The 26,423-nt window shown below is 61.7% G+C and carries 17 protein-coding genes and 1 pseudogene; 11 read left to right on the top strand and 7 right to left on the bottom strand.

Annotated features, from left to right (window positions below):
• Positions 1 to 191: 191 nt before the first annotated feature.
• From accC to BUE92_RS16540, 5 genes and pseudogenes are all read right to left on the bottom strand, one after another.
• A complete protein-coding gene (gene accC / locus BUE92_RS16520) occupies positions 192 to 1,553 on the bottom strand; it encodes an acetyl-CoA carboxylase biotin carboxylase subunit (RefSeq protein ID WP_003188188.1) in 1,362 nt (453 codons plus the stop codon).
• A gap of 17 nt (positions 1,554 to 1,570) precedes the next feature.
• Positions 1,571 to 2,032: an acetyl-CoA carboxylase biotin carboxyl carrier protein gene (accB, locus tag BUE92_RS16525; protein ID WP_012721998.1), complete on the bottom strand. Its 462-nt coding sequence runs from the start codon at positions 2,030 to 2,032 to the stop codon at positions 1,571 to 1,573.
• 24 nt (positions 2,033 to 2,056) lie between these two features.
• Positions 2,057 to 2,512 (bottom strand): type II 3-dehydroquinate dehydratase, encoded by a 456-nt coding sequence (gene aroQ / locus BUE92_RS16530; RefSeq protein WP_073524980.1) that lies wholly within the window; start codon positions 2,510 to 2,512, stop codon positions 2,057 to 2,059.
• A 254-nt stretch (positions 2,513 to 2,766) separates the two neighbouring features.
• Positions 2,767 to 3,282: pseudogene (locus BUE92_RS29320) on the bottom strand (methyl-accepting chemotaxis protein); the annotation flags it as partial.
• A gap of 1,499 nt (positions 3,283 to 4,781) precedes the next feature.
• Positions 4,782 to 6,452, bottom strand: coding sequence for a response regulator (locus tag BUE92_RS16540; protein ID WP_073524984.1), 1,671 nt, complete (start codon positions 6,450 to 6,452; stop codon positions 4,782 to 4,784).
• A 298-nt stretch (positions 6,453 to 6,750) separates the two neighbouring features.
• Between BUE92_RS16540 and BUE92_RS16545 the strand changes: the two genes are divergently transcribed.
• The 4 genes from BUE92_RS16545 (at position 6,751) to speA (ending at position 11,091) form a co-directional block, all read left to right on the top strand.
• The gene (locus tag BUE92_RS16545) at positions 6,751 to 7,818 is read left to right on the top strand and encodes a DUF2333 family protein (RefSeq protein WP_073524986.1); all 1,068 of its coding nucleotides are present in this window, start codon (positions 6,751 to 6,753) and stop codon (positions 7,816 to 7,818) included.
• 2 nt (positions 7,819 to 7,820) lie between these two features.
• On the top strand, positions 7,821 to 8,357 hold the full coding sequence (locus BUE92_RS16550) for an NUDIX hydrolase (RefSeq protein WP_073524988.1): 537 nt from the start codon (positions 7,821 to 7,823) through the stop codon (positions 8,355 to 8,357).
• Between the two features lie 306 nt (positions 8,358 to 8,663).
• Positions 8,664 to 9,035: a translation initiation factor Sui1 gene (locus tag BUE92_RS16555; protein WP_073524990.1), complete on the top strand. Its 372-nt coding sequence runs from the start codon at positions 8,664 to 8,666 to the stop codon at positions 9,033 to 9,035.
• Positions 9,036 to 9,177: 142 nt separating this feature from the next.
• The gene (speA, locus tag BUE92_RS16560) at positions 9,178 to 11,091 is read left to right on the top strand and encodes an arginine decarboxylase (RefSeq protein WP_034126423.1); all 1,914 of its coding nucleotides are present in this window, start codon (positions 9,178 to 9,180) and stop codon (positions 11,089 to 11,091) included.
• 112 nt (positions 11,092 to 11,203) lie between these two features.
• Here the strand turns inward: speA and BUE92_RS16565 are convergent, their stop codons facing one another.
• A complete protein-coding gene (locus BUE92_RS16565; RefSeq protein WP_073524992.1) occupies positions 11,204 to 12,547 on the bottom strand; it encodes an MATE family efflux transporter in 1,344 nt (447 codons plus the stop codon).
• A gap of 851 nt (positions 12,548 to 13,398) precedes the next feature.
• Between BUE92_RS16565 and BUE92_RS16570 the strand changes: the two genes are divergently transcribed.
• Positions 13,399 to 18,297, top strand: a complete 4,899-nt coding sequence (locus BUE92_RS16570) for an alpha-2-macroglobulin family protein (protein WP_073524994.1) — start codon at positions 13,399 to 13,401, stop codon at positions 18,295 to 18,297.
• Positions 18,298 to 18,427: 130 nt separating this feature from the next.
• Here the strand turns inward: BUE92_RS16570 and BUE92_RS16575 are convergent, their stop codons facing one another.
• Positions 18,428 to 18,721 (bottom strand): hypothetical protein, encoded by a 294-nt coding sequence (locus BUE92_RS16575; RefSeq protein ID WP_073524997.1) that lies wholly within the window; start codon positions 18,719 to 18,721, stop codon positions 18,428 to 18,430.
• A 224-nt stretch (positions 18,722 to 18,945) separates the two neighbouring features.
• On the opposite strand from BUE92_RS16575, the gene pbpC reads away from it, so the two are divergent.
• From pbpC to BUE92_RS16605, 6 genes are all read left to right on the top strand, one after another.
• Positions 18,946 to 21,258, top strand: coding sequence for a peptidoglycan glycosyltransferase PbpC (gene pbpC, locus BUE92_RS16580; protein WP_073524999.1), 2,313 nt, complete (start codon positions 18,946 to 18,948; stop codon positions 21,256 to 21,258).
• A 164-nt stretch (positions 21,259 to 21,422) separates the two neighbouring features.
• A complete protein-coding gene (locus BUE92_RS16585) occupies positions 21,423 to 21,731 on the top strand; it encodes a MazG-like family protein (protein WP_073525002.1) in 309 nt (102 codons plus the stop codon).
• Positions 21,724 to 22,473: a methyltransferase gene (locus BUE92_RS16590; RefSeq protein WP_073525004.1), complete on the top strand. Its 750-nt coding sequence runs from the start codon at positions 21,724 to 21,726 to the stop codon at positions 22,471 to 22,473. The genes BUE92_RS16585 and BUE92_RS16590 overlap by 8 nt, the downstream gene beginning before the upstream one ends.
• A 23-nt stretch (positions 22,474 to 22,496) precedes the next feature.
• Positions 22,497 to 23,099, top strand: a complete 603-nt coding sequence (locus BUE92_RS16595; protein WP_073525007.1) for a DUF4136 domain-containing protein — start codon at positions 22,497 to 22,499, stop codon at positions 23,097 to 23,099.
• Between the two features lie 44 nt (positions 23,100 to 23,143).
• Positions 23,144 to 23,701: a DUF4136 domain-containing protein gene (locus BUE92_RS16600; RefSeq protein WP_020302184.1), complete on the top strand. Its 558-nt coding sequence runs from the start codon at positions 23,144 to 23,146 to the stop codon at positions 23,699 to 23,701.
• Positions 23,702 to 23,914: 213 nt separating this feature from the next.
• On the top strand, positions 23,915 to 25,858 hold the full coding sequence (locus BUE92_RS16605; RefSeq protein WP_073525010.1) for a pilus assembly protein TadG-related protein: 1,944 nt from the start codon (positions 23,915 to 23,917) through the stop codon (positions 25,856 to 25,858).
• Positions 25,859 to 26,423: the final 565 nt, after the last annotated feature.

The following is a 26,423-nucleotide window of genomic DNA, read 5'->3' on the forward strand; positions in this document are numbered from 1 at the left end:
TGTGCGGCGGGCAGGCCGCGAAAGCGCGCAAGTTTACGCGAGCGGAGGGCAGAAGACGACACCACAGCAGGTTTGCACAGCACAAAGTGTGGGAGCGGGCTTGCTCCCACAGGTGGACAGTATTCATCCAGCCAGGTCGGTGGCCCACAAACAACAAAACCGCCCGAAGGCGGCTTTGTTGGGTGGAGCACTTACTGGTTGGCCAGCTTGTGTTCCAGGTAGTGAATGTTCACACCACCTTCGCAGAAGCCTTCATCGCGAACCAGATCCCGATGCAGCGGGATGTTGGTCTTGATGCCGTCTACCACGATTTCGTCCAGGGCGTTGCGCATACGGGCCATGGCCTCGTCGCGGGTCGCGCCCCAGGTGATCAGCTTGCCAATCAGCGAGTCGTAGTTGGACGGAACCTTGTAGCCGCTGTACAGGTGCGAATCCACACGTACGCCGTTGCCGCCGGGCGCGTGGAAATGCTTGACCAGGCCAGGGCTTGGGATAAAGGTTTTCGGGTCTTCGGCGTTGATGCGGCACTCCAGGGAGTGGCCGTGCATCTTCACGTCGTCCTGGGTGAAGGACAGCACGTTACCGGCGGCGATGCTCAGCATCTCCTTGACGATGTCGATACCGGTGACCATCTCCGATACCGGGTGCTCTACCTGCACACGAGTGTTCATCTCGATGAAGTAGAAGCGGCCGTTCTCGTAGAGGAACTCGAAGGTACCGGCGCCACGGTAGTTGATGTCGATGCACGCCTTGACGCAACGCGCCAGTACTTCCTGGCGGGCTTTCTCGTCCAGGCCCGGTGCCGGAGCTTCTTCCAATACCTTCTGGTGGCGACGTTGCAGCGAGCAATCGCGATCACCCAGGTGGATGGCGTGGCCCTGGCCGTCGGACAGTACCTGGACTTCCACGTGACGTGGGTTGGTCAGGTACTTCTCCAGGTAGACCATCGGGTTGCCGAACCAGGCGCCCGCTTCGGAGCGAGTCTGCTTGGCGGCTTCGATCAGGTCTTCTTCCTTGTGCACCACGCGCATGCCGCGACCACCACCGCCACCGGCGGCCTTGATGATCACCGGGTAGCCGACTTCGCGACCAATGCGCAGAGCGGTTTCCTCGTCTTCAGGCAGTGGGCCGTCGGAGCCTGGAACGGTTGGCACGCCGGCCGCGATCATGGCGTCCTTGGCCGAGACCTTGTCGCCCATCAGGCGAATGGTTTCGGCTTTCGGGCCGATGAAGGCAAACCCGGATTTTTCCACTTGTTCGGCGAAGTCGGCGTTTTCCGCGAGGAAGCCGTAGCCCGGGTGGATGCCATCGGCGCCGGTCACTTCTGCCGCGGCGATGATGTTCGAGACTTTCAGGTACGAGTTCGTGGCCAGTGGCGGGCCGATGCAGATGCTTTCGTCCGCCAGTTTCACGTGCATCAATTCGGTATCGGCCGTCGAGTAAACAGCGACGGTCTTGATGCCCTCTTCCTTACAGGCGCGCAGGATACGCAGCGCGATCTCGCCGCGGTTGGCGATCAGGACTTTTTGCAGTTTCTTCGCAGGTTTCAACATCGAAGGCGCTCCGCGGTTCAAACGATGGTGAACAGCGGCTGGTCGTACTCAACCGGCTGACCGTTTTCTACCAGGATGGATTCAATGACGCCGGCTTTTTCCGCGGTGATGTGGTTCATCATTTTCATCGCTTCAACGATGCAGATGGTGTCGCCCACTTTCACGGTCTTGCCCACTTCAACGAAGGCTGGCGAGGTCGGTGCCGGGGTGCGGTAGAAAGTACCGACCATTGGCGACTTGACCACGAAGCCGTTCAGCGCAGGAGCGGCTGGGGCGGCAGGTGCAGCGGCGGCAGGCGCGGCAGCCGGAGCAGCAGCGGCTGGCGCCGGTGCTTGCATCTGTGGCGCGTAGAACTGTTGGGCCGGGGTCTTGCTGTGACGGCTGATCCGTACGGACTCTTCGCCTTCCTTGATTTCCAGCTCGTCGATACCGGATTCTTCCAGCAGTTCGATCAGTTTCTTAACTTTACGGATATCCATGAATCATCAACTCCCAAGGGTCGGTCAGGGGCGTTTAGCCTGTTCTTCAATGTGTTCCAGGGCGGCCTCCAGGGCCAGTCGGTAACCGCTGGCGCCAAGGCCGCAGATCACTCCTACCGCTACGTCGGAGAAGTAAGAGTGATGGCGGAAAGCTTCGCGTTTGTGCACGTTCGATAAATGCACTTCGATGAATGGGATGCTCACCGCCAGCAGCGCGTCACGTAATGCAACGCTTGTGTGCGTAAAAGCGGCGGGATTGATCAGGATAAAGTCCACGCCTTCGCCACGCGCGGCATGGATGCGATCAATCAATTCATACTCGGCATTGCTTTGCAGGTAGAGCAAATGGTGGCCGGCAACACGGGCCCGTTTTTCCAGGTCGAGGTTGATCTGGTCCAGGGTCACTGCCCCGTAGACGCCCGGTTCGCGGGTGCCAAGCAGGTTCAGGTTGGGTCCGTGAAGAACCAGTAAGGTCGCCATTGGCTGTTCCTTGTTATTGGTGTGGGTGCATCAGAACCCGGCGACTATGCCGCAAAGCCTTTGTGACTGTCCAGTTCTATGCAGTAGCCGGCACGATTAGCGAGGATTGCGCAAAATTTGTGACTGGGAGCCTCAATGCAGTCAATGTAGGAGCGAGCTTGCTCGCGAAAAACGTTAACGATGACACGGGTCGTCTGGTTAAACGCGGTGTCTGGGCGTTCTTCGCGAGCAAGCTCGCTCCTACAGGGCGGGGGTTAGACGCGGAAGGCTTGTACGGCAGTAGTGAGTCGCCCGCCCAGTACCAGCAGGTGCTCGCCCTGGCTACGGCCCTGGCCAATGCGCAGCAAATTATCCTCACCCAATTGATGAATCCGCTCACTGTTGTCGCGTATCTCGCTCACGGCGCCACTCTGCTGCGCGGTCACATCGGCAATGCGTACGGCGGTATCCGAGATGGTCTGAATCGCCCCGACGATTTCATCCAGCGCGCCATCCGCCGCCTGGGCCTGCTGGGCGGTGGCTTCGGCGTGTTCGACCTGGGCGCGCATGCCTTCTACCGACTGGTGCGCGGCGCTTTGCAGGCCGGCGATCAGGCCCTGGATTTCGGCGGTGGCGCCGGCGGTACGCTGGGCCAGGGAGCGCACTTCGTCGGCTACCACGGCGAAACCACGTCCGGCTTCACCGGCGCGGGCGGCTTCGATAGCGGCGTTGAGCGCCAGCAGGTTGGTCTGGTCGGCAATCGAGCGAATCACCGTGAGCACGCCGCCGATGGTGGCGGACTCTTCGGCAAGTTTCTCGATCATCTGCGCGTTTTGCTGCACTTCGCCCACCAGCGCATGCAGCCCGGTGAGGCTCAGGCCGATCACACGCTGGCCTTGCTCCACCGCCTGGCCCGCACTACGGCTGGCCCCGGCGGCCTGGCTGGCATCCCCGGCGACTTGCTGGATCGTGGCTTCCAGCTCGCCCAGGGAATCACGGATTTGCGCGGTGTCGCCGGCCTGGCGCTCGGCGCCGTCGTGCAGGCCGCTGCTCAGTTCGGCCAGGGTGCGGCTGCTGCCCGCCACTTCTTCGGCATTGCCACGGATGGTGCCGACCAGATCCACCAGATAGGCGCGCAGGCGGTTGAGGGAGGCCTCGATATCGTGCAGTTCACGGTTGGTCTTGCCCAGGGCAATCGGTTGGCTGAAGTCTCCTTCGGCCCAGGTCGACAAGGCTGGTGCCAGGTTGGTCAGCACGCGCGCCAGGCGGCGTTGCAGGGTATCGATCAGCAATGCGATCAGCAGGATCAGGCCAATCATCACCCCCTGTATCACACGCACTTCACCCTGAATCTTCGCGTGTTGCGCGCGCACCACGGGTTCGAGGCCGGTGATGGCCTGTTGTACGTTGGTGATTTTCAGGTGGGTGCTGGCGGCAAGGTCACTGCGTTGCTGAATCTGTTCACGGGTGCGTTGGAGTTCGGCGGGGTAGCGGGTCAACAGGCTGTTGAGTTCGCGCTTGAGGTCGACGCCGGTGTCCTGGGCTTCGTTTTTTTCGCTATTTTCCAGGCCCATCAACGCGGAAAAATCGTCGGCGTTGGATTCAGCGCTGGCCTTTATTCCCAATAAGGGCAGCTGCGCAAGCAGGTCGGCCTGGGTTCGCAGGCTGGTCACTTCACGCTCGACATCCGTGGCCAACTCGGCGCGCCCGCTGCTGACCAGCTTGTCGCGGGCCAGGGACAGTTTGCCCAGGTGCTGTGAGGCGGCGAGCAGCGGCGACATATAGAGCGCAGCCTCCGCGGAATTGACGCCGCTGGCGTACTGGCTCAGTTGTTCCAGGTTCGCGCCCAGTTCACGTTCGGCTTGCAGCAACAGGGCTTGCGGGTCACCAGCCAATTTACCGGCGGCCAACAGGTCGGTCTTGCTGAAAGTCTCCAGGTCCATGAGGCTGGGGCGCAGGTTTTGCGCCAAGTCGGGCGGCAGTTCGCCCAACTGAAGCTGCAGGCTTTCCAGGCTCTGGGTGGCACTGCTCAGGCGCAGGGCATCGCCGCTGGCCAAGTAGTCCTCGATGTTACGGGCAGCCTGGTTTTGAAAGACCTGGGACAACCCGAGGTAGCGCTCCATCAACAAGTACGGGCGCTCCAGCGCCCGTTGCGACCACCACAGTGTCGCCCCGAGGGCCAGGCACACAGCCACCAGCAGAAGGGTATTGAGATTGGTCAGCAGCTTCAGGCGCATGCGGGGTTTCAACCGACGGCAAGAGATAAGCGCCTGAATTTATTGCGTTTGTATTACAGCGTCATGACCGAATCGGTGGATTCTGATGAAAAGATGGCACTTTGCTTTGATGTGCGAGCGGCTTGCACGCGGTTGCGTCCGGCGTCCTTGGCGCGGTAAAGCGCTTCGTCAGCCTGAGCGGCCATCATCAGGCTGTCGGAATCGTCGCACAGCTCCACCAGGCCGGCGCTGAAGGTGCACCACAAATCCTGCGGTTGGGCGGGGTAGTGGATTTCTGCAAAGCGCCGGCGAATATCGTCAAGCACCTTGCAGGCCGATTCCAGGTCGGTGTCGGGCATCACGATGGCGAACTCTTCACCGCCGTAGCGGCCGATGTAATCGGTCTTGCGCAAACGCTGCTTGAGAAACAGTGCCAGGCTCTTGATCACCCGGTCGCCCATGGGGTGGCCGTGGCTGTCATTGACGCGCTTGAAGTGGTCGATATCGAGCATGGCAAAGCTCAAGGGCTTGTTCTCGCGGCGTGCGCGGAAGCTGCAATCTTCGAGCAGTTGCAGGATATGCGTGTGGTTGTACAGCCCGGTCAGGCTGTCGCGCACCATCCGTGCCTTCAAGTTGCGCGCACGTGAAGCACGGTTGCGCACAGTGGTGATCAGGTGACGCGGCTTGATCGGTTTGGTGAGGAAATCGTCACCGCCCTCGCTCATCGCATCCAGCTGTTTATCCAGGTCGTCCTCGGCCGATAGGTAAATGATCGGCACACTGACGTAGCGGTCGTTGTGGCGAATCACCTTGGCCAGTTCGGTGCCGGTACAGGCAGGCATATACATGTCGAGGATGATCAGGTCGGGCTGGAAATCCGCCAGCTCGGCCATGGCCTGGATCGGCTCGGTCAAGGTGCGGGTGACAATGCCGGCACTGTTGAGCAGGCGTTCTGTGTGCAGCGCCTGGGCCCGCGAGTCGTCGATGATCAGCACTTTGTACGGCTCGTACTGGGCCGCGCAGGTCAGCACTTCGATCTTTTCCAGCAGGCCTGAAGCTTCCAGGGTGCCGGTCAGGAACTCTTCGCCACCGGCGCGCACGGCGGCCAGGCGCGTCGGGGTGTCGGTTTCGTGCAGGCTGAAAAACAACAGCGGCAGCTTTTGCTCCAGGCCCTCCTGGGCCTCTGCTGCGAGCTTCAGGCCCAGGCCTGTGCCGCAGAAGTCTACGTCCATCACAATCGCCGACGGCAAACGCTCGGCCATGGACGCGCGAAAGGCGCAGACGCTGTCCAGGGCGTGGGCGCTCATGCCAAAGAACTCCAGCTGCTTGGCCAGGCGTTCGGCGCGGTCATGGTCGGCCAGCATCACATAGATCGGCTTGCGCATCGGCGGCAGGAAGGTTTGCTCAAGCTGATCGCCCTGGCGCAAGCCGGTGCGAGACAGGCGTTGCATCAAGCGGTTGAGCTCGGTGATCAGTTGGCTGCTCAGGCGGCCACGGTTCTCGTCCACGGCTTGCAGGGATTCGCTGATATGCCGTGCCAGTTGCGTGTGTTCCGGCTGTTCGAAACGTTCGGCAAAGTGTTGCAGGCGCAGGTTGGCTTCGCTGAGTTCAGAAAAATCGGCATTCGACCACTCGCTGCGTTGCAGGCGCTGCCAGATCTCAAGAATTTGACGTGCCTGATGAATTACCCGCTGGGCAAAGTGCTGCTTGAGACGCTCGCGGCTGGGGTCTTCTGGCTCGGTCATATCCTGACTACTGTGAGGGTGCATGCTGAGGTCGACTGATGGCGCTATGCTAGCACCTCTTTTCTGATAGATGAGTGTCATACGTCAATTAAGTCTGCGGGCCTGCGATTCATTTACTGACCAGTGGGTCGTCCAGCGTAAAAGGCGTGCATCCTTTATAGTCCAAGCGCCCCGGTGCGCCACTTTCGTGTAAAAGCCCCGCGCCGATGGGCACGATGGGGTAGGGTTGTGGTCGGAGTGTCTGAACGCACCCGGACAATTGACGTGCATGAACTCAAGTGATTGAAAGGATATCGCCATGCTGGACTGGAAAAACCGCGAAGGCAGTGCCAAAGGCCCCGCCCCTGAGCCAAAGTCGGCCAACCGCAGCTATTTTCGCAACCTGCTGATGAGCCGGGCGCTGCTTAGCATCATTGGCTTGTACCTGCTGGTCACCGGTGGCCTGGGGTGGTACTGGAGCCAGGAGCCGGCGCTGTTTCCGGTTCAGCAAAATGCCCAGCTTGCCGCCGAGAAAGAAGGCAAGCAGATAGTGGTGGGCTACACCACCGTCGAGACGCTCAAGACCGTGGTCGGCACCCTGCTGAACAAGCCGGGCGGCTATATTTCCAACGACCGTTTCCCGCCGGGCTTGTGGATGGACAACATGCCGAGCTGGGAATACGGCGTACTGGTGCAGGTGCGTGACCTCACCCGAGCCCTGCGTAAAGACTTCGCCCGCTCCCAGTCGCAGTCGGCTGAAGACGCTGACTTGGCCAAGGCCGAGCCGCGCTTCAACTTCGATAACAAGAGCTGGGTGCTGCCCTCCAGCGAGTCGGAATACCAGGAAGGCATCAATTCCCTGAGCCGCTACGAAGCGCGCCTGTCTGACCCGAACCAGCGCGGCGCGCTGTTTTATGCCCGTGCCGACAACCTCAACAACTGGCTGGGCGATGTCGCGACCCGTTTGGGCTCGCTGTCCCAGCGTCTGTCCGCCAGCGTGGGCCGGGTCAAGTTGAACACTGCGCTGAAAACCGAGGCGCTGGCGCCGGGTGAAGTGCCGCAGGTCGATGAAGAAGTGGTGGAAACCCCATGGATGCAGATCGACAACGTGTTCTACGAAGCGCGCGGCCAGGCGTGGGCGCTGTCCCATCTGCTGCGTGCCATCGAAGTCGATTTTGCCGACGTACTGGCCAAGAAAAACGCCACCGTCAGCGTGCGCCAGATCATTCGTGAACTGGAGGCCTCGCAGGAACCGGTGTGGAGTCCTATGATTCTTAACGGCAGTGGCTTCGGCGTATTGGCGAACCATTCGCTGGTGATGGCCAACTACATTTCACGGGCAAACGCTGCAGTGATCGACTTGCGTCAGCTCCTCAATCAGGGTTGATGATGGACGCTACTCAAAAGGAGGCCGCACACCGAGCGGCTTCCGATGCTGAACTGATCTGCTGGGTTGACGACCAGGACCACCTGCTTGGCCACCTGGTCAGGTCCGACCTGCGCCAGCGCGGCTTGATCGGCCGTTGCACCTTTATCTTCCTGTTCAATTCCAAAGGCGAGCTGTGTGTGCACCGGCGCACGCTGAGCAAAGCCCTGTACCCAGGGTTCTGGGATACGGCGGCGGGCGGGATGGTGGCGGCGGGAGAAAGCTATGCCCTGTCGGCACAGCGGGAATTGGCGGAAGAGCTGGGCGTGTGTGGCGTGGAGTTGGTCGAGCACGATCATTTTTACTTTGAAGATGGCGACAGCCGCCTGTGGTGTACGTCCTACTCTGCTGTATGGGACGGCCCGCTGTGTTTGCAGCCTGAAGAGGTCATGGAAGCGCGTTTTCTATCCATTGAAACGGTGCTTGCAGAGGCCGAGCAAAAGTCTTATTGCCCGGACGCCCAAGAGGGCTTGCGGCGCTATCTCGCCTCACGTCGCTAAAGTTGTATAAATTGGCGCCATTTGGCTCTTAGCAACTTGGCTTTTTGCCGTTACACTGCGCGCCTTTTCACCCGAACCGCTATTGTTTCACCCTGTAGGAGCGAGCTTGCTCGCGAAAAACGCCAAGACACCGCGTGCTGCCTGAATGCCCGCGTTATCGTTGACGATCTTCGCGAGCAAGCTCGCTCCTACAGTGGTGGTGGCCTTGACGGTTCGGTAGCGCTGCCCCTGCCTGAGTGGGGCTTCGCGGTCGGTCACCGCCTTGTGCGGCGCCGATCAGTCTTCATCCTCCCAAGAGGATTGCCGGTGGCCAAAAAAGCCGCATCCTTCGCCGCCCTCGGTGGCCTGGTATTTTCCACCGACGCAGGTCGACACTGCCCGGACTGTCGTCAGCCCGTGGATTCGTGCACCTGCAAACAGACCCTGATCCCCGAAGGCGATGGTATTGCCCGCGTGCGTCGCGAGAGCAAAGGCCGTGGCGGCAAGACGGTGACCACCATCACCGGCGTGCCCCTGGCTGAAGAGGCCCTGAAGGAATTGGCCACCTCGCTGAAAAAGCGTTGTGGCACCGGTGGCGCGTTGAAAGACGGGGTCATCGAGATCCAGGGCGATCACGTCGAGTTGCTGTGGGCCGAGCTGATCAAACTCGGGTACAAGGCCAAGAAGTCCGGCGGCTGAAAGCCTCTTCCCAACCTGTGGCTAAACTCTGTCCTGCCAGTGGGGTCTACTTCCCTTGCAGGCAAATCGTCATTTTCATTCTTTAGACTGCGCCAGCCTCCGCGAGAGGTGGCGCCTTCGCCTTCATTTATAGGGGACTTCGATGTCCGTACGACGCACACGCAAAGACGATGGCAGCCAATGGACAGTTGCGGACAGCCGCAGTGTTTACGGGATTCGCCATTGGGGGGCCGGGTATTTCGCGATCAATGAAGCCGGTCGCGTAGAAGTTCGTCCGAACGGCCCGAACAGCACGCCCGTCGACCTGTACGAGCAAGTCGATGAGTTGCGCAAAAGCGGCCTGTCGTTGCCGCTGCTGGTGCGCTTCCCCGATATCCTGCAAGACCGCGTGCGGCAATTGACCGGTGCCTTCGATGCCAACATCGAGCGCCTGGAATACCAGAGCAAGTACACCGCGCTGTACCCGATCAAGGTGAACCAGCAGGAAGCGGTGATCGAGAACATCATTGCCACCCAGAACGTCTCTATCGGCCTGGAAGCCGGCTCCAAGCCTGAGCTGCTGGCCGTGCTGGCCCTGGCACCGAAGGGCGGCACCATCGTCTGCAACGGTTATAAAGACCGTGAGTTCATCCGCCTGGCGTTGATGGGTCAGAAGCTTGGCCACAACGTATTTATCGTGATCGAGAAAGAGTCCGAGGTCGGGCTGGTGATCGAAGAGGCCGCCAGCCTCAAGGTCAAGCCTCAGGTCGGCCTGCGTGTGCGCCTGTCGTCCCTGGCATCGAGCAAGTGGGCCGACACCGGTGGCGAGAAATCCAAGTTCGGTCTGTCGGCAGCGCAGTTGCTGTCAGTGGTCGAGCGCTTCCGCGCGGCGGGCCTGGATCAGGGCATCCGCCTGTTGCACTTCCACATGGGCTCGCAGATCGCCAACCTGGCCGACTACCAGCACGGGTTCAAGGAAGCCATTCGTTACTACGGCGAACTGCGTAACCTCGGCCTGCCGGTGGACCACATCGACGTCGGCGGTGGCCTGGGCGTGGACTACGACGGTACCCACTCGCGCAACGCCAGTTCGATCAACTACGACATGGACGACTACGCCGGCGTGGTGGTGGGTATGCTCAAAGAGTTCTGCGACGCGCAGAGCCTGCCGCACCCGAATATCTTCTCCGAAAGCGGCCGCTCCCTGACCGCTCACCACGCCATGCTGGTGGTGCAGGTGACTGACGTCGAGAAGCACAACGACGAAATCCCGACCATCGAAAACAAGGAAAGCCTGCCGGAAACGGTGCAATGGCTGGTGGACCTGCTGGGCCCGACCGACATCGAGATGGTCACCGAAACCTACTGGCGCGCCACCCACTACATGAGCGACGTGGCCACCCAGTACGCCGACGGCAAGCTGACTCTGGCCGAAAAAGCCCTGGCCGAACAGTGCTACTTCGCGGTGTGCCGTCGCCTGCACAACTCGTTGAAAGCCCGCCAGCGCTCGCACCGCCAGGTGCTGGACGAACTCAACGACAAGCTGGCCGACAAGTACATCTGCAACTTTTCGGTGTTCCAGAGCCTGCCGGACACCTGGGCCATCGGCCAGGTCCTGCCGATTCTGCCGCTGCACCGTCTCGACGAAGAGCCGCTGCGCCGCGCTGTGCTGCAAGACCTGACCTGCGACTCCGATGGCAAGATCAAGCAGTACGTCGACGAGCAGAGCATCGAGACCAGCCTGCCGGTTCACGGCTTGAACGAAGGCGAAGATTACCTGCTGGGTATCTTCCTGGTGGGCGCCTATCAGGAAATCCTGGGCGACATGCACAACCTGTTCGGTGACACCGACTCGGTGAACATCTACCAGCGTGAAGACGGTTCGGTGTACAGCGCCGGGATCGAAACCCACGACACCATCGAAGACATGCTGCGCTACGTGCACTTGTCGCCGGAGGAGTTGATGACCCATTACCGGGACAAGTGCGCCAGTGCGAAGATCTCGGCGTCGGAGCGCACCCAGTTCCTGGACGCATTGCGCCTGGGCTTGACGCGTTCTTCCTACCTGTCCTCATAATAAAAATGTGGGAGCGGGCTTGCTCGCGAATGCGCAGTGTCAGTCGCTGATTATTTGGCTGATACACCGCTTTCGCGAGCAAGCCCGCTCCCACATTTGGGTTTGTATTCCTTCAGGTTGCGCCCAGCCACAGCCCTTGCCGATTCAAACGCCAGGCTATCGCCCACAGCGTCAGGCTGCGCACCGCCATGAACAGTAGGAAGGTAATCCACAACCCGTGGTTACCCATTCCCTGCAACGCCCAGGCAACCGGTAGCACCAAAAGCACCGTCAGCAACATCCCATTGCGCATCTCCCGCGCGCGCGTTGCGCCGATAAACAAGCCATCGAGCAAATAGCTCCACACTGCAATCAACGGCAATACCGCGAGGTAAGGCAGGTAGATGTCGGCTGTTTCACGCACGCTGGGGATATCGGTTTGCATGGCGATAAACAGGTGTCCGCCGAAGGTGAACAACAGGGCGAACCCGAGGCTGGCGAGCAGTGACCAGCCGCAGGCAACCACCAGCGAACGGCGCAGTGCCTGGCGGTCGCGGGCGCCGATGGCGTGGCCGCACAGGGCTTCGACGGCGTGGGCCAGGCCGTCCAGGGCATGGGCGGTCAGCAACAGCCCGTTGAGCAGCAAGGCATTGGCAGCCACCGTGGCATCGCCCAGACGTGCGCCTTGCACCGTAATCATGAAAAACACCGACTGCAGCGCAAGGCTGCGAATAAAGATGTCGCGGTTGACCGCCAGTAACGGGCGCCAGCTTTGCCACAGTGTCAGCGCGGCCCAGGCGATATGCCCGGGATAGGCACGCAGGGCTTTTTGCGTGAGCGCCAGGCCGAGCAGGGCGCCGGTCCATTCCGCAATCACCGAGGCGCGTGCGGAGCCGACCACGCCCCAGTCAAGGCCGAGTACAAACCACAGGTTGAGCGCGATGTTCACCAGGTTGGTGGTCAGCAAAATCGCCAACGGTGCCCGCGCGTTCTGGGTGCCGAGGAACCAGCCGACCAGTGCATAACTGGCGAGGGCGGCGGGCAGGCCGAACAGGCGGGTGTGGAAAAACTCGCGGGTCAGTTGATTGAGTTCAGCCGACGGCTGCATCCACTCCAAGGCCAGATGGCTCAATGGAATGCCCACGGTGCCCAGCAGCAGCGCCAGGCCCAGCGCCAGCAACAAGCCTTGCAACAGAATCTGCCGCAACGCCGCGCCATCGTTGCGCCCGGCGGCTTGGGCGGCGAAGCCGGTGGAACCCATGCGCAGGAAACCCATGGCCCATGCGAGGAAGGTATACAGGCTGGCGCCGACAGCCACGGCGCCCAGTTGGTGTGCGTGGGGCAGGTGGCCGATGACCATGCTGTCCACCAGGGCGACCAAGGGCACGGAGATATTCGACAGGATCATCGGCGCGGCCAGGGCCCAGACGCGGCGGTGGGTAGGGCGGTGGCGCCAGTCGGTAGTCAGGGCAGTCATGAAGGCTCCTTGGTGGAGCGGTATTGTACCCGGCCCTCAGCCGCCCGGCAGACGCAATGTGGGAGCTGGCTTGCCTGCGATGACGGACTTTCTGCTCACTCATCCGGTGACTGACTCACCGCTATAGCAGCATAGGTATCTACACAACTTTGTAGCCTGTAGCAGCCGACGGTAACCACGATGCGAGGCGAGCCGCTCTTGATCTTGATTTGCTTTTGATCTTAGGCGCCCCGTTAAACCACGCTGGCCGGAATTCGACAGTGATTTGGGGGGTAAACCGGCAGGGATGCCGGTTTAGCCGCCCCGCGCCATGGATGGCGCGTGGCGGCGGCCCCCCAAATCAATGTCGGATTACGGGTACACCGAGCCTAGGCGAGGTGCCGAGTGGTGGGGCAAGAGCCTTTTGGTTACTTTTGGGCTCTTCAAAAGTGACCCGCTGTAAAAGCGGAACCAATAGCAGCCATTACCGCAGGAACGGATATGTACGCGGTCTGATCCGAGATCCTGGTCGGCTTTCAGGCCGCCTTCGCAGCGATGCGGCGACCCGACAAGCCAGCTCCCACATTGGATCGCGGGGCATCAGTTAGATCAGCGTCGGCTGCCAGGCCGTCGCGGGAGCAAGCTCCCTCGCCACAGGTCCGGCGTCACATTAAAGTTGTGTAGATACCTATGGCTATAGCAGGCAAGCCAGCTCCCACAATTTGATCTCCAGTGGCTGTGGGATTTGGCTTGGCTTCATGCCCACCTAGAACCGACCGCCCCTCCGTCGGTCAATGTGACCGGCCCCGCAGCAGCCAGACCGACGCTGATATATAGTTCACCCCCAGGTTCCCTCTGACGACGAGTGCCCCATGTTTAACAAAGGACTGTTCCTCGCTTGCGCGCTGGCCCTGCTGAGCGCCTGTGATTCTTCCGATAAACCGGCTGCACCCGTGGCCCCTGCAGCGCCAAGCGTGGCGCCCAAACCTGCCAAGGCGGCGGTGGACGTGGCAGCGTTGAAGCAGCGTTATGCCGGGCGAGAGCTGAGCGTGGTGGATGTGTCCGAGGTGCAGTTGGACGGGGCCAGCACGCTGTCGGTGAGTTTTTCCATTCCGCTGGACCCCGATCAGAAATTCGCCGACAAGCTGCACCTGGTAGACAGCAAGTCCGGCAAGGTCGATGGCGCCTGGGAACTGTCCGATAACCTGATGGAATTGCGCCTGCGCCACCTTGAACCGCGGCGCAAACTGGTGCTGACCGTGGACGCCGGGGTGAAGGCGGTCAACGGCAACACCCTCGCCGCCGAATACAGCGCCCGCCTGGAAACCCGCGACCTGCAAGCCACCGTCGGCTTCGCCAGCCGTGGCACCCTGTTGCCGACGCGCCTGGCCGAGGGCCTGCCGGTGATCGCGTTGAATGTCGACAAGATCGACGTCGAATTCTTTCGGATCAAACCCGAATCCCTGCCGTCGTTCCTGGCGCAGTGGGGGCGCAATACCAGCCTGCAAAGCTATGAGTCACGTGAACTGCTGCCGATGGCCGAGCTGGTCTACGGCGGGCGTTTCGACCTGAACCCGGCGCGCAATACCCGCGAAACCCTGCTGCTGCCGATTGCCGGCCTCAAGCCGTTGCAGCAGCCGGGCGTGTACCTGGCGGTGATGCGCGCTTCGGGCACCTACAACTATTCGCAACCGGCCACCCTGTTTACCTTGAGCGATATCGGCCTGTCGGTGCACCGCTATGCCAATCGCCTGGATGTGTTTACCCAGGCGTTGGAAGGCGGCAAGGCACTGAACGGCGTCGAACTGGAAATCCTCGATGCCGAAGGCCGCGTGCTCGGCCAGGGCAAGACCGAAGACGGTGGTCACGCCGAGTTGCCGCTACCGAAAAAAGCCCAGGTGTTACTGGCCAAGCAGGGCGAGCAAACCAGCCTGCTGCGCCTGGACAGCGCCGCGCTGGATTTGGCGGAGTTCGATATCGGCGGGCAACCGTCCCACCCGTTGCAGTTCTTTGTGTTCGGCCCGCGTGATTTGTATCGCCCCGGCGAAACCGTGCTGCTCAACGCGCTGTTGCGTGACAAGGATGGCAAGGAGGTGAAGCCTCAGCCGGTGAGCGTCGAAGTGCGGCGCCCGGATGAACAGGTGAGCCGCAAGTTCGTGTGGGAGGCCGACGCGTCCGGCCTGTATCAATACCCGTTGCAGCTGGCTGGCGAGGCGCCGACCGGGCGCTGGCAGTTGGTGTTCGACCTCGGTGACGGCAAGCCGCAACTCTATGAATTTCTCGTCGAAGACTTCCTGCCCGAACGCCTGGCGCTGGAACTCAAGGGCAGTGACACGGCGTTGAGCCCGGCGGATAACCCGGTCATCCAGGTCAACGGTCGCTACCTCTACGGCGCGCCCGCATCCGGTAACCGCGTCAGTGGCCAGGTGTACGTGCGCCCACTGCGTGAGGCGGTCAAATCCCTGCCGGGCTACCAGTTCGGTTCCGTCACTGAAGAAGAGCTGAGCCAGGATTTCGAACTGGACGAAAGCGTACTCGACGCCAATGGCGAGCAAGCGCTGACCCTGGAAAGCAAGTGGGCCGAGGCCAAGTCGCCGTTGCAACTGATTGTGCAAGCCAGCCTGCAGGAGTCCGGCGGTCGGCCGATCACCCGGCGCCTGGTGCAGCCGATCTGGCCGGCCGAGCAATTGCCGGGCCTGCGTGGCCTGTTTGACGGCAAGGAAACCAACGGCGATGGCCCGGTGGAATTCGACGTGCTGGTGGCCAACCAGGACGGACAGAAACTGGCCGCGCAAGACCTCAAGGTGCGCCTGGTGCGTGAGCGCCGCGACTACTACTGGAACTACTCGGAGAATGACGGCTGGAGCTACCACTTCAACGAGAAATTCCTCAACCTCGATGAGCAGAGCCTGAACATCAAGGCTGGCGACACCGCCAAGGTCAGCTTCCAGGTGGAGTGGGGCCCTTACCGTGTGGAGGTTGAAGACCCGCACACCGGGTTGGTCAGCAGCCTGCGTTTCTGGGCCGGCTACCAGGCCCAGGACAACACCGAAGGCGGTGCCGTGCGCCCCGACCAGGTCAAGCTGGCGTTGGACAAACCCGCCTATGGCGATGGCGACACCGCCAACGTCACCGTCACGCCCCCGGCTGCCGGTAAAGGCTACCTGTTGGTGGAGTCTGCCGAAGGGCCGCTGTGGTGGCAGGAAATCGACGTACCGGCCGAAGGCAAAAGCTTTGCGGTGAAGCTCGACCCGAAATGGTCGCGTCACGATCTGTATGTGAGCGCCCTGGTGATTCGTCCCGGCGAGCGCAAAGCCAACATCACGCCTAAACGCGCCGTGGGCTTGCTGCACCTGCCGCTGGATCGTACCCAGCGCAAACTCGGCCTGACCCTCACCGCGCCAGAAAAAATGCGCCCCAAACAACCGCTGACGGTGAAGATCGCCGCCAAGAATGCCGATGGCAGTGTGCCTCAACAGGTGCACGTACTGCTGGCGGCGGTGGACGTGGGCATCCTGAATATCACCGAATACCCAACGCCCGATCCGTACGCCAGCCTGTTCGGCCGCAAAGCCTATGGCGTCGACCAATTCGACATCTACGGCCAGTTGATTGAAGCCGGCCAGGGGCGCCTGGCCAGCCTGGCATTTGGTGGCGACGCGGCGTTGGCCAAAGGCGGCAAGCGCCCCGACACCAGCGTAACCATCGTTGCCCTGCAAAGCGCCCCGGTGACTCTGAACGACAAAGGCGAGGGCGAAGTCAGCGTCAATATTCCCGACTTCAATGGCGAACTGCGCTTGATGGCTCAGGCCTGGAGCGATGACCGCTATGGCATGGCCGAAGGCAAGACGGTGATCGCCGCCCCGTTGATTGCCGAGTTGTCGGCACCGCGTTTCCTGGCGGGAGGCGACCAGACCACCTTGGCCCTGGACCTCTCCAACCTGTCGGGCAAGGCACAGAAGCTCGATGTGCAACTGACCGCGCAAGGGCAATTGCAACTGGTCAACAGCGGCGCGCAATCGGTTGAGCTCAAGCAAGGCCAGCGCACCACCTTGCGTATTCCGGTACAAGCCTGGGGCGGGCTCGGCCAGGGCAAGGTCACGGTCACCGTCAACGGCCTGGACTTGCCGGGTGAAAACCTGCCGCCGTTCAGCCGCGAATGGACCTTGGGCGTACGCCCGGCGTACCCGGCCTTGCTCAAGCATTACCGCGCCGTGCTCAAGGATCAGCCGTGGAGCTTGCCGTCGGGCGCACTGGATCAATTCGATGCCTCGGGGCGCGAGGCGCTGTTGAGCCTGTCGAGCCGGCCGCCGTTGAACCTGGGCGCGCAGATCAGTGCGCTCAAGGCGTACCCCTATGGTTGCCTGGAGCAAACCGCCAGTGGCTTGTACCCGTCGCTGTACGCCGACGACGCGCTGCTCAAGCGCCTGAGCATCAAGGGCGAGCCGGATGCCGAGCGCAAGCGCAAGATCGAGTTGGGCATCGAGCGCCTGCTGGGCATGCAGCGCTACAACGGCAGCTTCGGTTTGTGGGGCGCCGATGGCGAGGAAGAATATTGGCTGACCGCCTATGTCACCGACTTTCTGCTGCGCGCCCGCGACCAGGGTTTTGCCGTACCGCCTGAAGCCTTGAAGAAGGCCAGCGAGCGGCTGTTGCGGTATGTGCAGGAACGCAACCTGATCGAGGTGGATTACAGCGACAACGCCGAACACACCCGGTTTGCCGTGCAGGCGTATGCCGGCATGGTGTTGGCGCGCAGTCAGCAGGCGCCGTTGGGTGCGTTGCGCAGCCTGTTCGAACGGCGCAGCGACGCACGCTCCGGCTTGCCGCTGGTGCAGTTGGCCATTGCCCTGCAGAAAATGGGTGACCAGCCCCGTGCGGATCAGGCGTTGTTGGCCGGGTTGGCGGCGCAGCGCAATGCCAATGAGTGGCTGGCCGACTACGGCAGCCCGCTGCGCGACCAGGCGATGATCCTGGCGTTGCTGGAGGAGAACGACTTGGCCAAGGGCCAGCGCGAGGAGCGTTTGTTCACCTTGTCGGACCAATTGGCGGCTAGCCCGTATCTGTCGACCCAGGAGCGTAATTCCCTGTTCCTGGCCGGACGCCTCGGGTTCGCCACGCCGGAAGCGAACTGGCAGGTGTCGCTGACCGGTAGCGGTGGCGTACGCGAGTTGAACAACCAGCAATCGACGTTGGAGTTGGACGGCAAGTTGTTGTCCAGCGACCTGGCCTTGAGCAATCAGGGTGAAGCGCCGGTGTACCAGCAATTGACGGTCTCGGGTTATCCACAAGTGCCGCCAGCGGCCGGGGGCAACAACCTGAGTATCCGCCGTGAATATCTGGGCATGAACGGCCAGCCGTTGAACCTGCGTAACCTCAACAGCGGTGATCTGGTGCTGGTGCACTTGGCGGTCAGCGCCAAGCAACGCGTGCCGGACGCCTTGGTGGTCGACCTGTTACCTGCCGGCCTGGAACTGGAAAACCAGAACCTGGCCCAAAGCGCGGCGAGCCTGGAGAACGCCAGCAGCCAGGTGAAGGAGTGGCGTGAGTCGATGCAGAATGCCTCGCTCAAGCATCAGGAGTTCAGGGACGATCGCTATGTGGCAGCGATGAATCTGGATGGCTATGGCACCGCGCACTTGTTGTACCTGGCGCGTGCGGTGACGCCGGGAACCTACCGCGTGCCGCCGCCGCAGGTAGAGTCGATGTATCGGCCGAACTGGCAGGCGGTGGGCGAGACGCCGGTGGATATGGTGATCAAGGGCCGCTGAAAGCCACTGTAGGAGCGAGCTTGCTCGCGAAAAACGTCAACGATAACGCGTGCTTCCTGAATAAACGCGGTGTCTGTGAGTTCTTCGCGAGCAAGCTCGCTCCTACAGGGGGAATCGAGTGGTTGCACCGTCAGTGCACGACCCAGCTGAGTAGCCACAGGCCCAGTATCAGCCAGATGATCCCCACGATAATCGAGGCCCGCATAAAGGCGCGTACCGCCGAATAGAGGAACAACAGGCCGACGATCAGGGTGATGATGCTGATGATCGAGGTGTCCATGCCCAAGGTGCGTGACAGGCCGTCGATAAAGTTGCCGCCGGCGTGGGTCAAGGCCCCGAACAAACCGCTGAGCCCGTCGACGATAAACCGGATGACGGAGCCGAGCGCCTGGCCCAACCATTCGAAAAAGCTTTCTACCTGCATGTGCGTGTCCTGATGAGAAGGTGGGCGTAACTGTGCCTTTGGTTGTCGATAACGCAGGCGAGTTCCCTGCAAGCATAGAGGTTTGCCCGTTTGAGTTTTAGTTTAATCACACCTGGATGTACTCCGCCCAATGTGGGAGCGGGCTTGCTCGCGAAGGCGGCGTGCCTGTGACATCTCTGCCAACTGACCCACCGCTTTCGCGAGCAAGCCCGCTCCCACAGTTATTGCGCTGGGCTTTGGGTTGCGTGGTGTTGGTGGTTGCCCTGCTATGGCTGGCCGATCGTATCTGGCCCTTGCCCCTTCCCCAGGACGACTTGGCGCGGGTGGTGCTGGCCGAAGATGGCACGCCGCTGTGGCGATTTGCCGATGCCAACGGCGTATGGCGCTACCCGGTACAGACCCGCGAGGTGTCGCCGTATTATCTCGACGCGCTGCTCACCTACGAAGACCGCTGGTTCTACCACCACCCCGGCGTAAACCCGTTGGCGCTGGTGCGTGCGACCTGGCAAAACCTGAGCGGTACACGGGTGGTATCCGGCGGTAGCACCTTGTCGATGCAGGTGGCGCGCTTGCTCGACCCGCATTCGCGCACCCTGCACGGCAAGTTACGCCAGCTGTGGCGTACCGCGCAGTTGGAGTGGCACCTGTCCAAGGACGAAATCCTCAACCTGTACCTGAACCGCGCACCTTTCGGCGGCACGCTGCAGGGCGTGGCGGCGGCGAGTTGGGCCTACCTGGGGAAGTCGCCGTCCCAGCTGACCCACGCCGAAGCCGCGTTGCTCGCGGTGTTGCCCCAGGCGCCGAGCCGTTTACGCCCGGACCGTCATCCGCAACGCGCCCAGCAAGCCCGCGACAAAGTGCTGCGCCGCCTCGCAGAATTCCAGGTATGGCCGCAATCGGCGGTCGATGAAGCCCTGGAAGAACCCCTGTTGCTCGCCCCACGCCTGGAACCGAGCCTGGCGCCCTTGCTCGCACGTCGCTTGAATCGCCCCGACAGCCCGCCACTGATTCGCACCACCCTGGATGCCACCCTGCAACGCCGTCTCGAAGACCTGCTGCTGGGCTGGCGCGCACGCCTGCCGGAGCACACCTCGGCGGCCATCCTGGTAGTGGAAGAAGAAAGCATGGCGGTGCGCGCCTACCTGGGGTCGGTGGATATCAACGACACCAAGCGCTTTGGTCATGTGGACATGATCAGCGCGCTGCGTTCGCCCGGTTCCACCTTGAAACCGTTTCTCTACGGCATGGCGTTGGATGACGGCCTGATTCACTCCGAATCGCTGTTGCAGGACGTGCCTCGACGCTATGGCGATTACCGCCCTGGCAACTTTTCCATGGGCTTTACCGGGGCGGTGCCGGCGAGCACGGCGTTGTCCAGCTCGTTGAACCTGCCGGCGGTGCAACTGCTGGAAGCCTACGGGCCCAAGCGCTTTGCCGCGCAGATGCGCATCGGTGGCATGCCGTTGGCATTGCCGGCATTGGCCGAGCCGAACCTGGCGCTGATCCTCGGCGGTGCGGGCAGTCGCCTGGAAGACCTGGTCAGTGGCTACAGCGCCCTGGCCCGCGATGGCAAGAGCGCCAGCCTGCGGTTACAGCCGGACGATACGCTCAGGGAGCGGCCGTTGCTGTCGCCCGGTGCTGCATGGATTGTGCGGCGCATCCTCAGTGGCCAGGCGCGGCCCGACCGCGACCCGCGCGCCGAGCTGGTCCAACGCCCGGTGCTGGCGTGGAAAACCGGCACCAGTTATGGCTTTCGCGATGCCTGGGCGATTGGCGTGGGCCCGCGTTACCTGATCGGCGTATGGATCGGCCGGCCCGATGGCACGCCGGTACCGGGGCAGTTCGGCCTGGCGTCGGCAGCGCCGTTGATGTTGCAGGTGCATGACGTGCTGACCAACCGCGACAGCCAGCGCGGCATCAGTGCGCCGGTCAAACCGGTGCCTGCCAATATCGGCGTGGCCGCGATCTGTTGGCCATTGGGCCAGCCCATGAGCCGCAGCGACCCCAATTGCCGTCGCCAGCGTTTTGCCTGGACCCTGGACAACACCACGCCGCCGACCTTGCAGGCATTGGATCAACCCTTGAGCGTGGGCTTGATGGAAAGCATCTGGGTTAACCCCAAGGGCTTGAGGGTCAATGCCCATTGCCCTGGCGCAACCCCCAAAAGCATTGCGCTGTGGCCGGCGCCGCTGGAGCCCTGGTTGCCACGGATTGAACGCCGTGAAGCGCGCATTCCTGCGCCTGACCCGGATTGCCCGCCGCCGGCGCTGACTGCGGCGTCGCCGTTGTCCATCGTGGGCGTGCGCGAGGGCGATCAATTGCGTCTGCCTGCTGCCAGTCAACAAGCCTTGCGCCTGAAAATCTCGGCGTTGGGCGGCAGTGGTCGACGTTGGTGGTTTCTCAACGGTGCGCCGTTGGGTGACAGCGCGAACCAGGACAGCATCAATGCCAGTTTTGAACGGCTGGGCCGCTATCAGCTCAGCGTATTGGATGAAGCCGGCCAAACCGCCAGGCTCGAGTTCAGCGTTGTCGACTAGCCCCTCACTGTAGGAGCGAGCTTGCTCGCGAAAAACGTTAACGATAACGCGTGCAGCCAGAAAGCACGCGGTGTCTTGGGGTTCTTCGCGAGAAAGCTCGCTCCTACAGACGCTTGCGTTCATCCCCCATCCCCCTGAAGCTATACCCATTCAGGAGCCCGCGCATGAACCTCGAACACCTCACCGAACGCCTGCACCGCATCCGCGATACCAATGACTGGAAGCAGTTCCACAGCCCGAAAAACCTGGCCATGGCTGCCAGCGTGGAAATGGCCGAGCTGGTGGAAATCTTCCAATGGCTCACCGAAGACCAATCCCGCCAACTGCCCGCCGATAAACTCGCCCATGCGGGCCAGGAGGTGGGTGACATCGTCTTGTACCTGCTGTTGCTGTGCAGTGAACTGGGCCTGGATATGAACGACGTGGTGCGCGCCAAGCTGGCCGATAGCGAACGGCGGTTTGCCCATGAGTGATCGTCATTTCGACCAGTTGGCCACGCGCTTTGCCGAAAAGATCTACGGCGGCGCCAAGGGCGCGATTCGCCTGGCGGTGCTCCAGGCCGACCTGGTAGAAGCCTTGCCGCAACGCCCATTGCGCGTGCTGGATATCGGTGCAGGCCTGGGGCATATGTCGCTGTGGCTGGCCGAGCAGGGCCACGAGGTAACCCTGGCCGAACCCGCTGCGCCGATGCTTGAAGGGGCGCGTCAGCGCTTTGCTGACGCCGGCCAGACCGCGACCTTTATTCATGCACCGTGGCAGGACTTGCTCGGCCAACTCACCGAGCCTTACGATCTGGTGCTCTGCCATGCCGTGCTGGAGTGGTTGGCCGAGCCCCACGCCATCCTGCCGGTGCTGCACCAACTGACACTGCCGGGTGGCTGGTTGTCCCTGGCGTTCTACAACCGGGATGCGTTGATCTACCGCAACCTGCTCAAAGGCCACTTCCGCAAGATGCGCAAGAATGACATGGCCGGTGAAAAGCAGAGCCTGACGCCGCAGCAACCCCTGGACCCACGGGAGTTGGCGGCGCAACTCGAGGGGTTGTGGCAGGTCGAAAGCCAAAGTGGTGTGCGGGTGTTCCACGACTATATGCCGGTGGAATTCCAGGCTCGCGCCAATCTGCAGGACTTGTTGGAGATGGAGCTCGCTCACCGTCGTCACCCAAGCTTTGCCGGGCTTGGGCGATATTTACACTGGATCTGCCGCCCGGTTTAAGCGGCCCAGCGTGGGAGGTCGACATGCGTCGTCTCGGTTTAATCCTGTTGTCTTTAGGTCTTGGGGCGTGCTCGAGCCCCAACCCTTACGTGGCCAGTTCGGCACCGATGCCGCCGGCGCCCGCCCAGGCGGGCACTACCTTTGATGCCAGCGCCTACCCCGCGCCGGTGCGCGACTATGGCGCCTACCGCAGCTGGGGTTGGCTCAACGGTCAGTTGCCGGCGGGCACGGCCTGGGCCGATTCGGCGCAGATTGCCGAGGCGGTCAGCGGCGCCCTCGATCAGCGCGGCTTGCGCCCCTTGCATGACAAGCGTGCGCCCGACCTGCTGGTGAGCGCCGATGTACGCCTGGAAAAACGCCTGCGCCAGGTCCAGGACGATTATGGTTACGGCTACGGCGGCTATAACCGCTATGGCAACGGTTACGGCATGTACAACAGCGTGCCCGTGGTGCGCACCTATGAAGTGACAGTGGCCGTGGCGCGTATCAGCCTGTTCGATGCGCGCACCCGCCAGCCGGTGTGGAGCACCAGCGCTGAAACCACCAGCCAGGGCAGCCTGAGCGAACGCGCTGATAGTTTGCGCAAGGCGATGCAGAAGGCAATGGCTGCCTATCCGCCCAGCTAGCAGCTATTCTCATTACAGGCCCACGTTGTTTTTTGGAGAACACCATGCTTCGTCGCATCGCTGCACTTGCTGTTGTCATGTTGCTGGGCGGTTGCCAGAGCAACCAGGTCAACCACGATTTCGACGCCAGCCGAGACTTCGGCGCCTACCGCAATTGGGCCTGGAAAGACCCAGCGTTGCAGTACCGTCCCGATGACCCGCGAATCAAGAGCGACCTCACCGAGCAACGCATTCGCCAGGCCGTGGGCGAACAGCTGGACCAACGCGGTTTGCGTCCCGCGGCGGCGGGCACCAAGGCTGACCTGAATGTGCAGGCCTATCTGATCGTCGAAGACCGCCAGCAGCAAGTCACCACCAACTATGGCGGTGCCTGGGGCGGCCCGTGGAATGGTTACTGGGGCGCGCCGATGTACAACGAAACGCGCAACATCACCTACAAGGTCGCGACCCTCCAGATCGACCTGCTCGACGGCAAGGACGGCAAGTTGGTGTGGCGCGGCAGTGACGAACAAATGATGGCCAGCACGCCCAACCCCGAGGATCGCAACAAAGCCATCCGCAGCACCGTGACCAAGATCCTTTCCAACTACCCGCCGCGCTGATTATCTTCTGTAGGAGCGAGCTTGCTCGCGAAAAACGTCAACGATAACGCGTGCTTCCTGAATCAACGCGGCGCCTGTGAGTTTTTCGCGAGCAAGCTCGCTCCTACAGTATCAGGGCATCTCCGCCAGTCACCAATGTGGCGAGTTGCCAGCAACCTGCCGAAGCCTTGTCTACACTCCAGTGCAACGGAGAGTTAGCGCAGGAGTGCTTCGATGTCTCCCCGATTCGGTTCCAGGCAGCGTGGTGCAATAGGCTTGATGGCGGCAGGCACCTTGGCCTTGGCCTTGGTGTTCATGTTGCTGGCGGTCGACAGCGGACGCTTGTACCTGGAAAAGCGCAAGCTGCAGTCCGTGGCCGACACCTCGGCGTTGGAAGCGGCCGGTCTCGGTGGCCAGTGCGGTACCAACACCACCGCCAACGCCTATGCCACGCAAAATGCGGCGCGCAACGGTTTTGTGGTCGGCAATGGCCGCACCCTGGCGGTGACGTGCGGCACCCTGGCGACCAATGCCCTGAACACCCGTGTGTTTAGCGCCGATGCCACCCAGAATGACGCGATCCGCGTGGTGGCCTCGCATACCGTCACGACCAGCATCGCCAACGGCCTGTGGAACCTGTTCAACGGCGCACCGATCACCCCGCAAATCAACCTGAGCGCCACCGCCGTCGCCGCGACACCGCCGCCCGTGGCGCAGCTGTCGATCCGCAGCAGCCTGGCCAGCGTCGATTCAGGCAAATCCCCACTGCTCAACCTGGTCATCGGCAACTTGCTCGGCGGCAACCTTTCGCTCACGGCGGCGGGTTGGAACGGCTTGCTGCAAACCAACGTCAACCTGCTCAGTTACCTGGACCAACTGGCGATCAACCTGAACGTGAAGGCCGGTGACTACGATGCCTTGCTCAGTACCGCGGTCTCGGCGACTCAGTTGATCGACGCTGCGGTGAAGGTCTTGCAGAAGAACGGTGCGGCGGTTACGGCGGTCATCAATGACGTGATTTCGATTGAAGCCATTGCGCCCAATACCAAGCTGTTGACCGTGGGAGACCTGATCGACATCGCCACCGGCACGCCGACGGCGGCACTGAACAGCAATGTGCAATTGTTTCAGCTGCTGGAAGCGGTGGCGCAGTTGTCCAGCAGCAAGAATGCGGTGAGCGCGGCTGCCCAACTGAATATTCCGTTGGTAGGCAATGTTTCGATCCAGACCAAAGTGATTGAGCCGCCGCAGTTGTCGGCGATTGGCAATCCCTTGCTGGCCAAAAAGGGTCTACTGAATACCCCGCCAACCGATCAGATTTTTGTACGCACTGCGCAAGTGCGTACGTTGGTGACCGTACAGGCGCCGATCATCAAGGCCGTGTCTGGCGTGGCCTCCATATTGACGGGGCTGGGCACGCCGGTGTCCCAGGTGGTCCAGGGGTTGTTGAACCTCAACCTGCCGGCGGTGGTTGGAGGTGTGCTGTGCCTGCTGGCCTGTAATGTGGCTGATGTAGATGTCACAACATCGCTGGCCATTTACATCGAAGCCGGCAGCGCGCAGAGCCATGTCTCGGATTTTAATTGCGACTCGCCAGCCTCCAAGTCCTTGACCGTGCAGACCACCACCTCCCTTGCGACCCTGGCGGTGGGTACGGTCGATCCGGTTGCCGCTTTTTCTTCATCCGCAGCGGTTAATGTGCAACCGGTCAGACTGATTGATTTTGGCCAGCGTTACTGCGTCGTCCTGACGCTGCTGTGCAACCCCAACCGTACACCGAATGTGGGTGGCGGTTTGCTGTTGAAAGCCAACTCCACGATTGCGGAGCAAACCAGCACGATGGTGTTTGCGCCGGTGGCCGAGATGAATGCGCCACCCACCTACAAGTTTGCGCCGGGCACCGCCAATATCGTCGGCAGCCTGGCGGCGACCTTAAATGGCTTGCAAGTGACTTACGCACCGCCCAGCGGCAGTGTCTCCAACGGCGCATTGGCCGGGGTCGCCGGGCTGCTGGCGACTATCACCACGGCGGTGGTGGGGCTGATCCAGAACGTGCTGTCACCGATTCTCGACCCTATCGTTAATACCTTGCTCAGCGCCTTGGGCATCAACCTGGGCAACGCTGAAGTCGGTGCCAACCTCTCTTGCCATATGGGCCGGGCTTATCTGGTTATTTAGCCTGTTGGTCTATCTGACGCACCGCGTTCCAAATGTGGGGGTTTGCCTGGTATGGCGGCCTGACAGCCGACGCCGATCTGCCTGATACCTCGCGTTCCAAATGTGGGAGCTGGCTTGCCTGCGATAGCAGCCTGGCAGCCGACACAGGTATACCGAGTACATATCCATTCCTGCGGTAACGGCCACTTATGGTTCCGCTTTTACAGCGGCTCACTTTTGAAAAGCCCAAAAGTAAGCAAAAGGCTCTTGCCCCACCACTCGGCACCTCGCTTAGGCTCGGTGTGCCCGCAATCCGCCAGTGATTTGGGGGGCCGCCGCCACGCGCCATCCATGGCGCGGGGCGGCTAAACCGGCATCCCTGCCGGTTTACCCCCCAAATCCCTGTCGAATTCCGGCCAGCGTGGTTTGACGGGGCGCTTAAGATCAAGATCACAAGCACGGCGTTTTTCAAGTTAGTTGTCGCGTCCACCGTCGTGCTACGCGACTTTTATTACCACGGTCAGCTCCCTTTCAGGGTTCAGATACACCGTCCCGATAGGGTTCCAGTTGCGTGTCTCGCCTGACC

Origin of the sequence: Pseudomonas fluorescens, assembly GCF_001902145.1 — a bacterium.
Lineage (GTDB): Bacteria > Pseudomonadota > Gammaproteobacteria > Pseudomonadales > Pseudomonadaceae > Aquipseudomonas > Aquipseudomonas fluorescens_BV.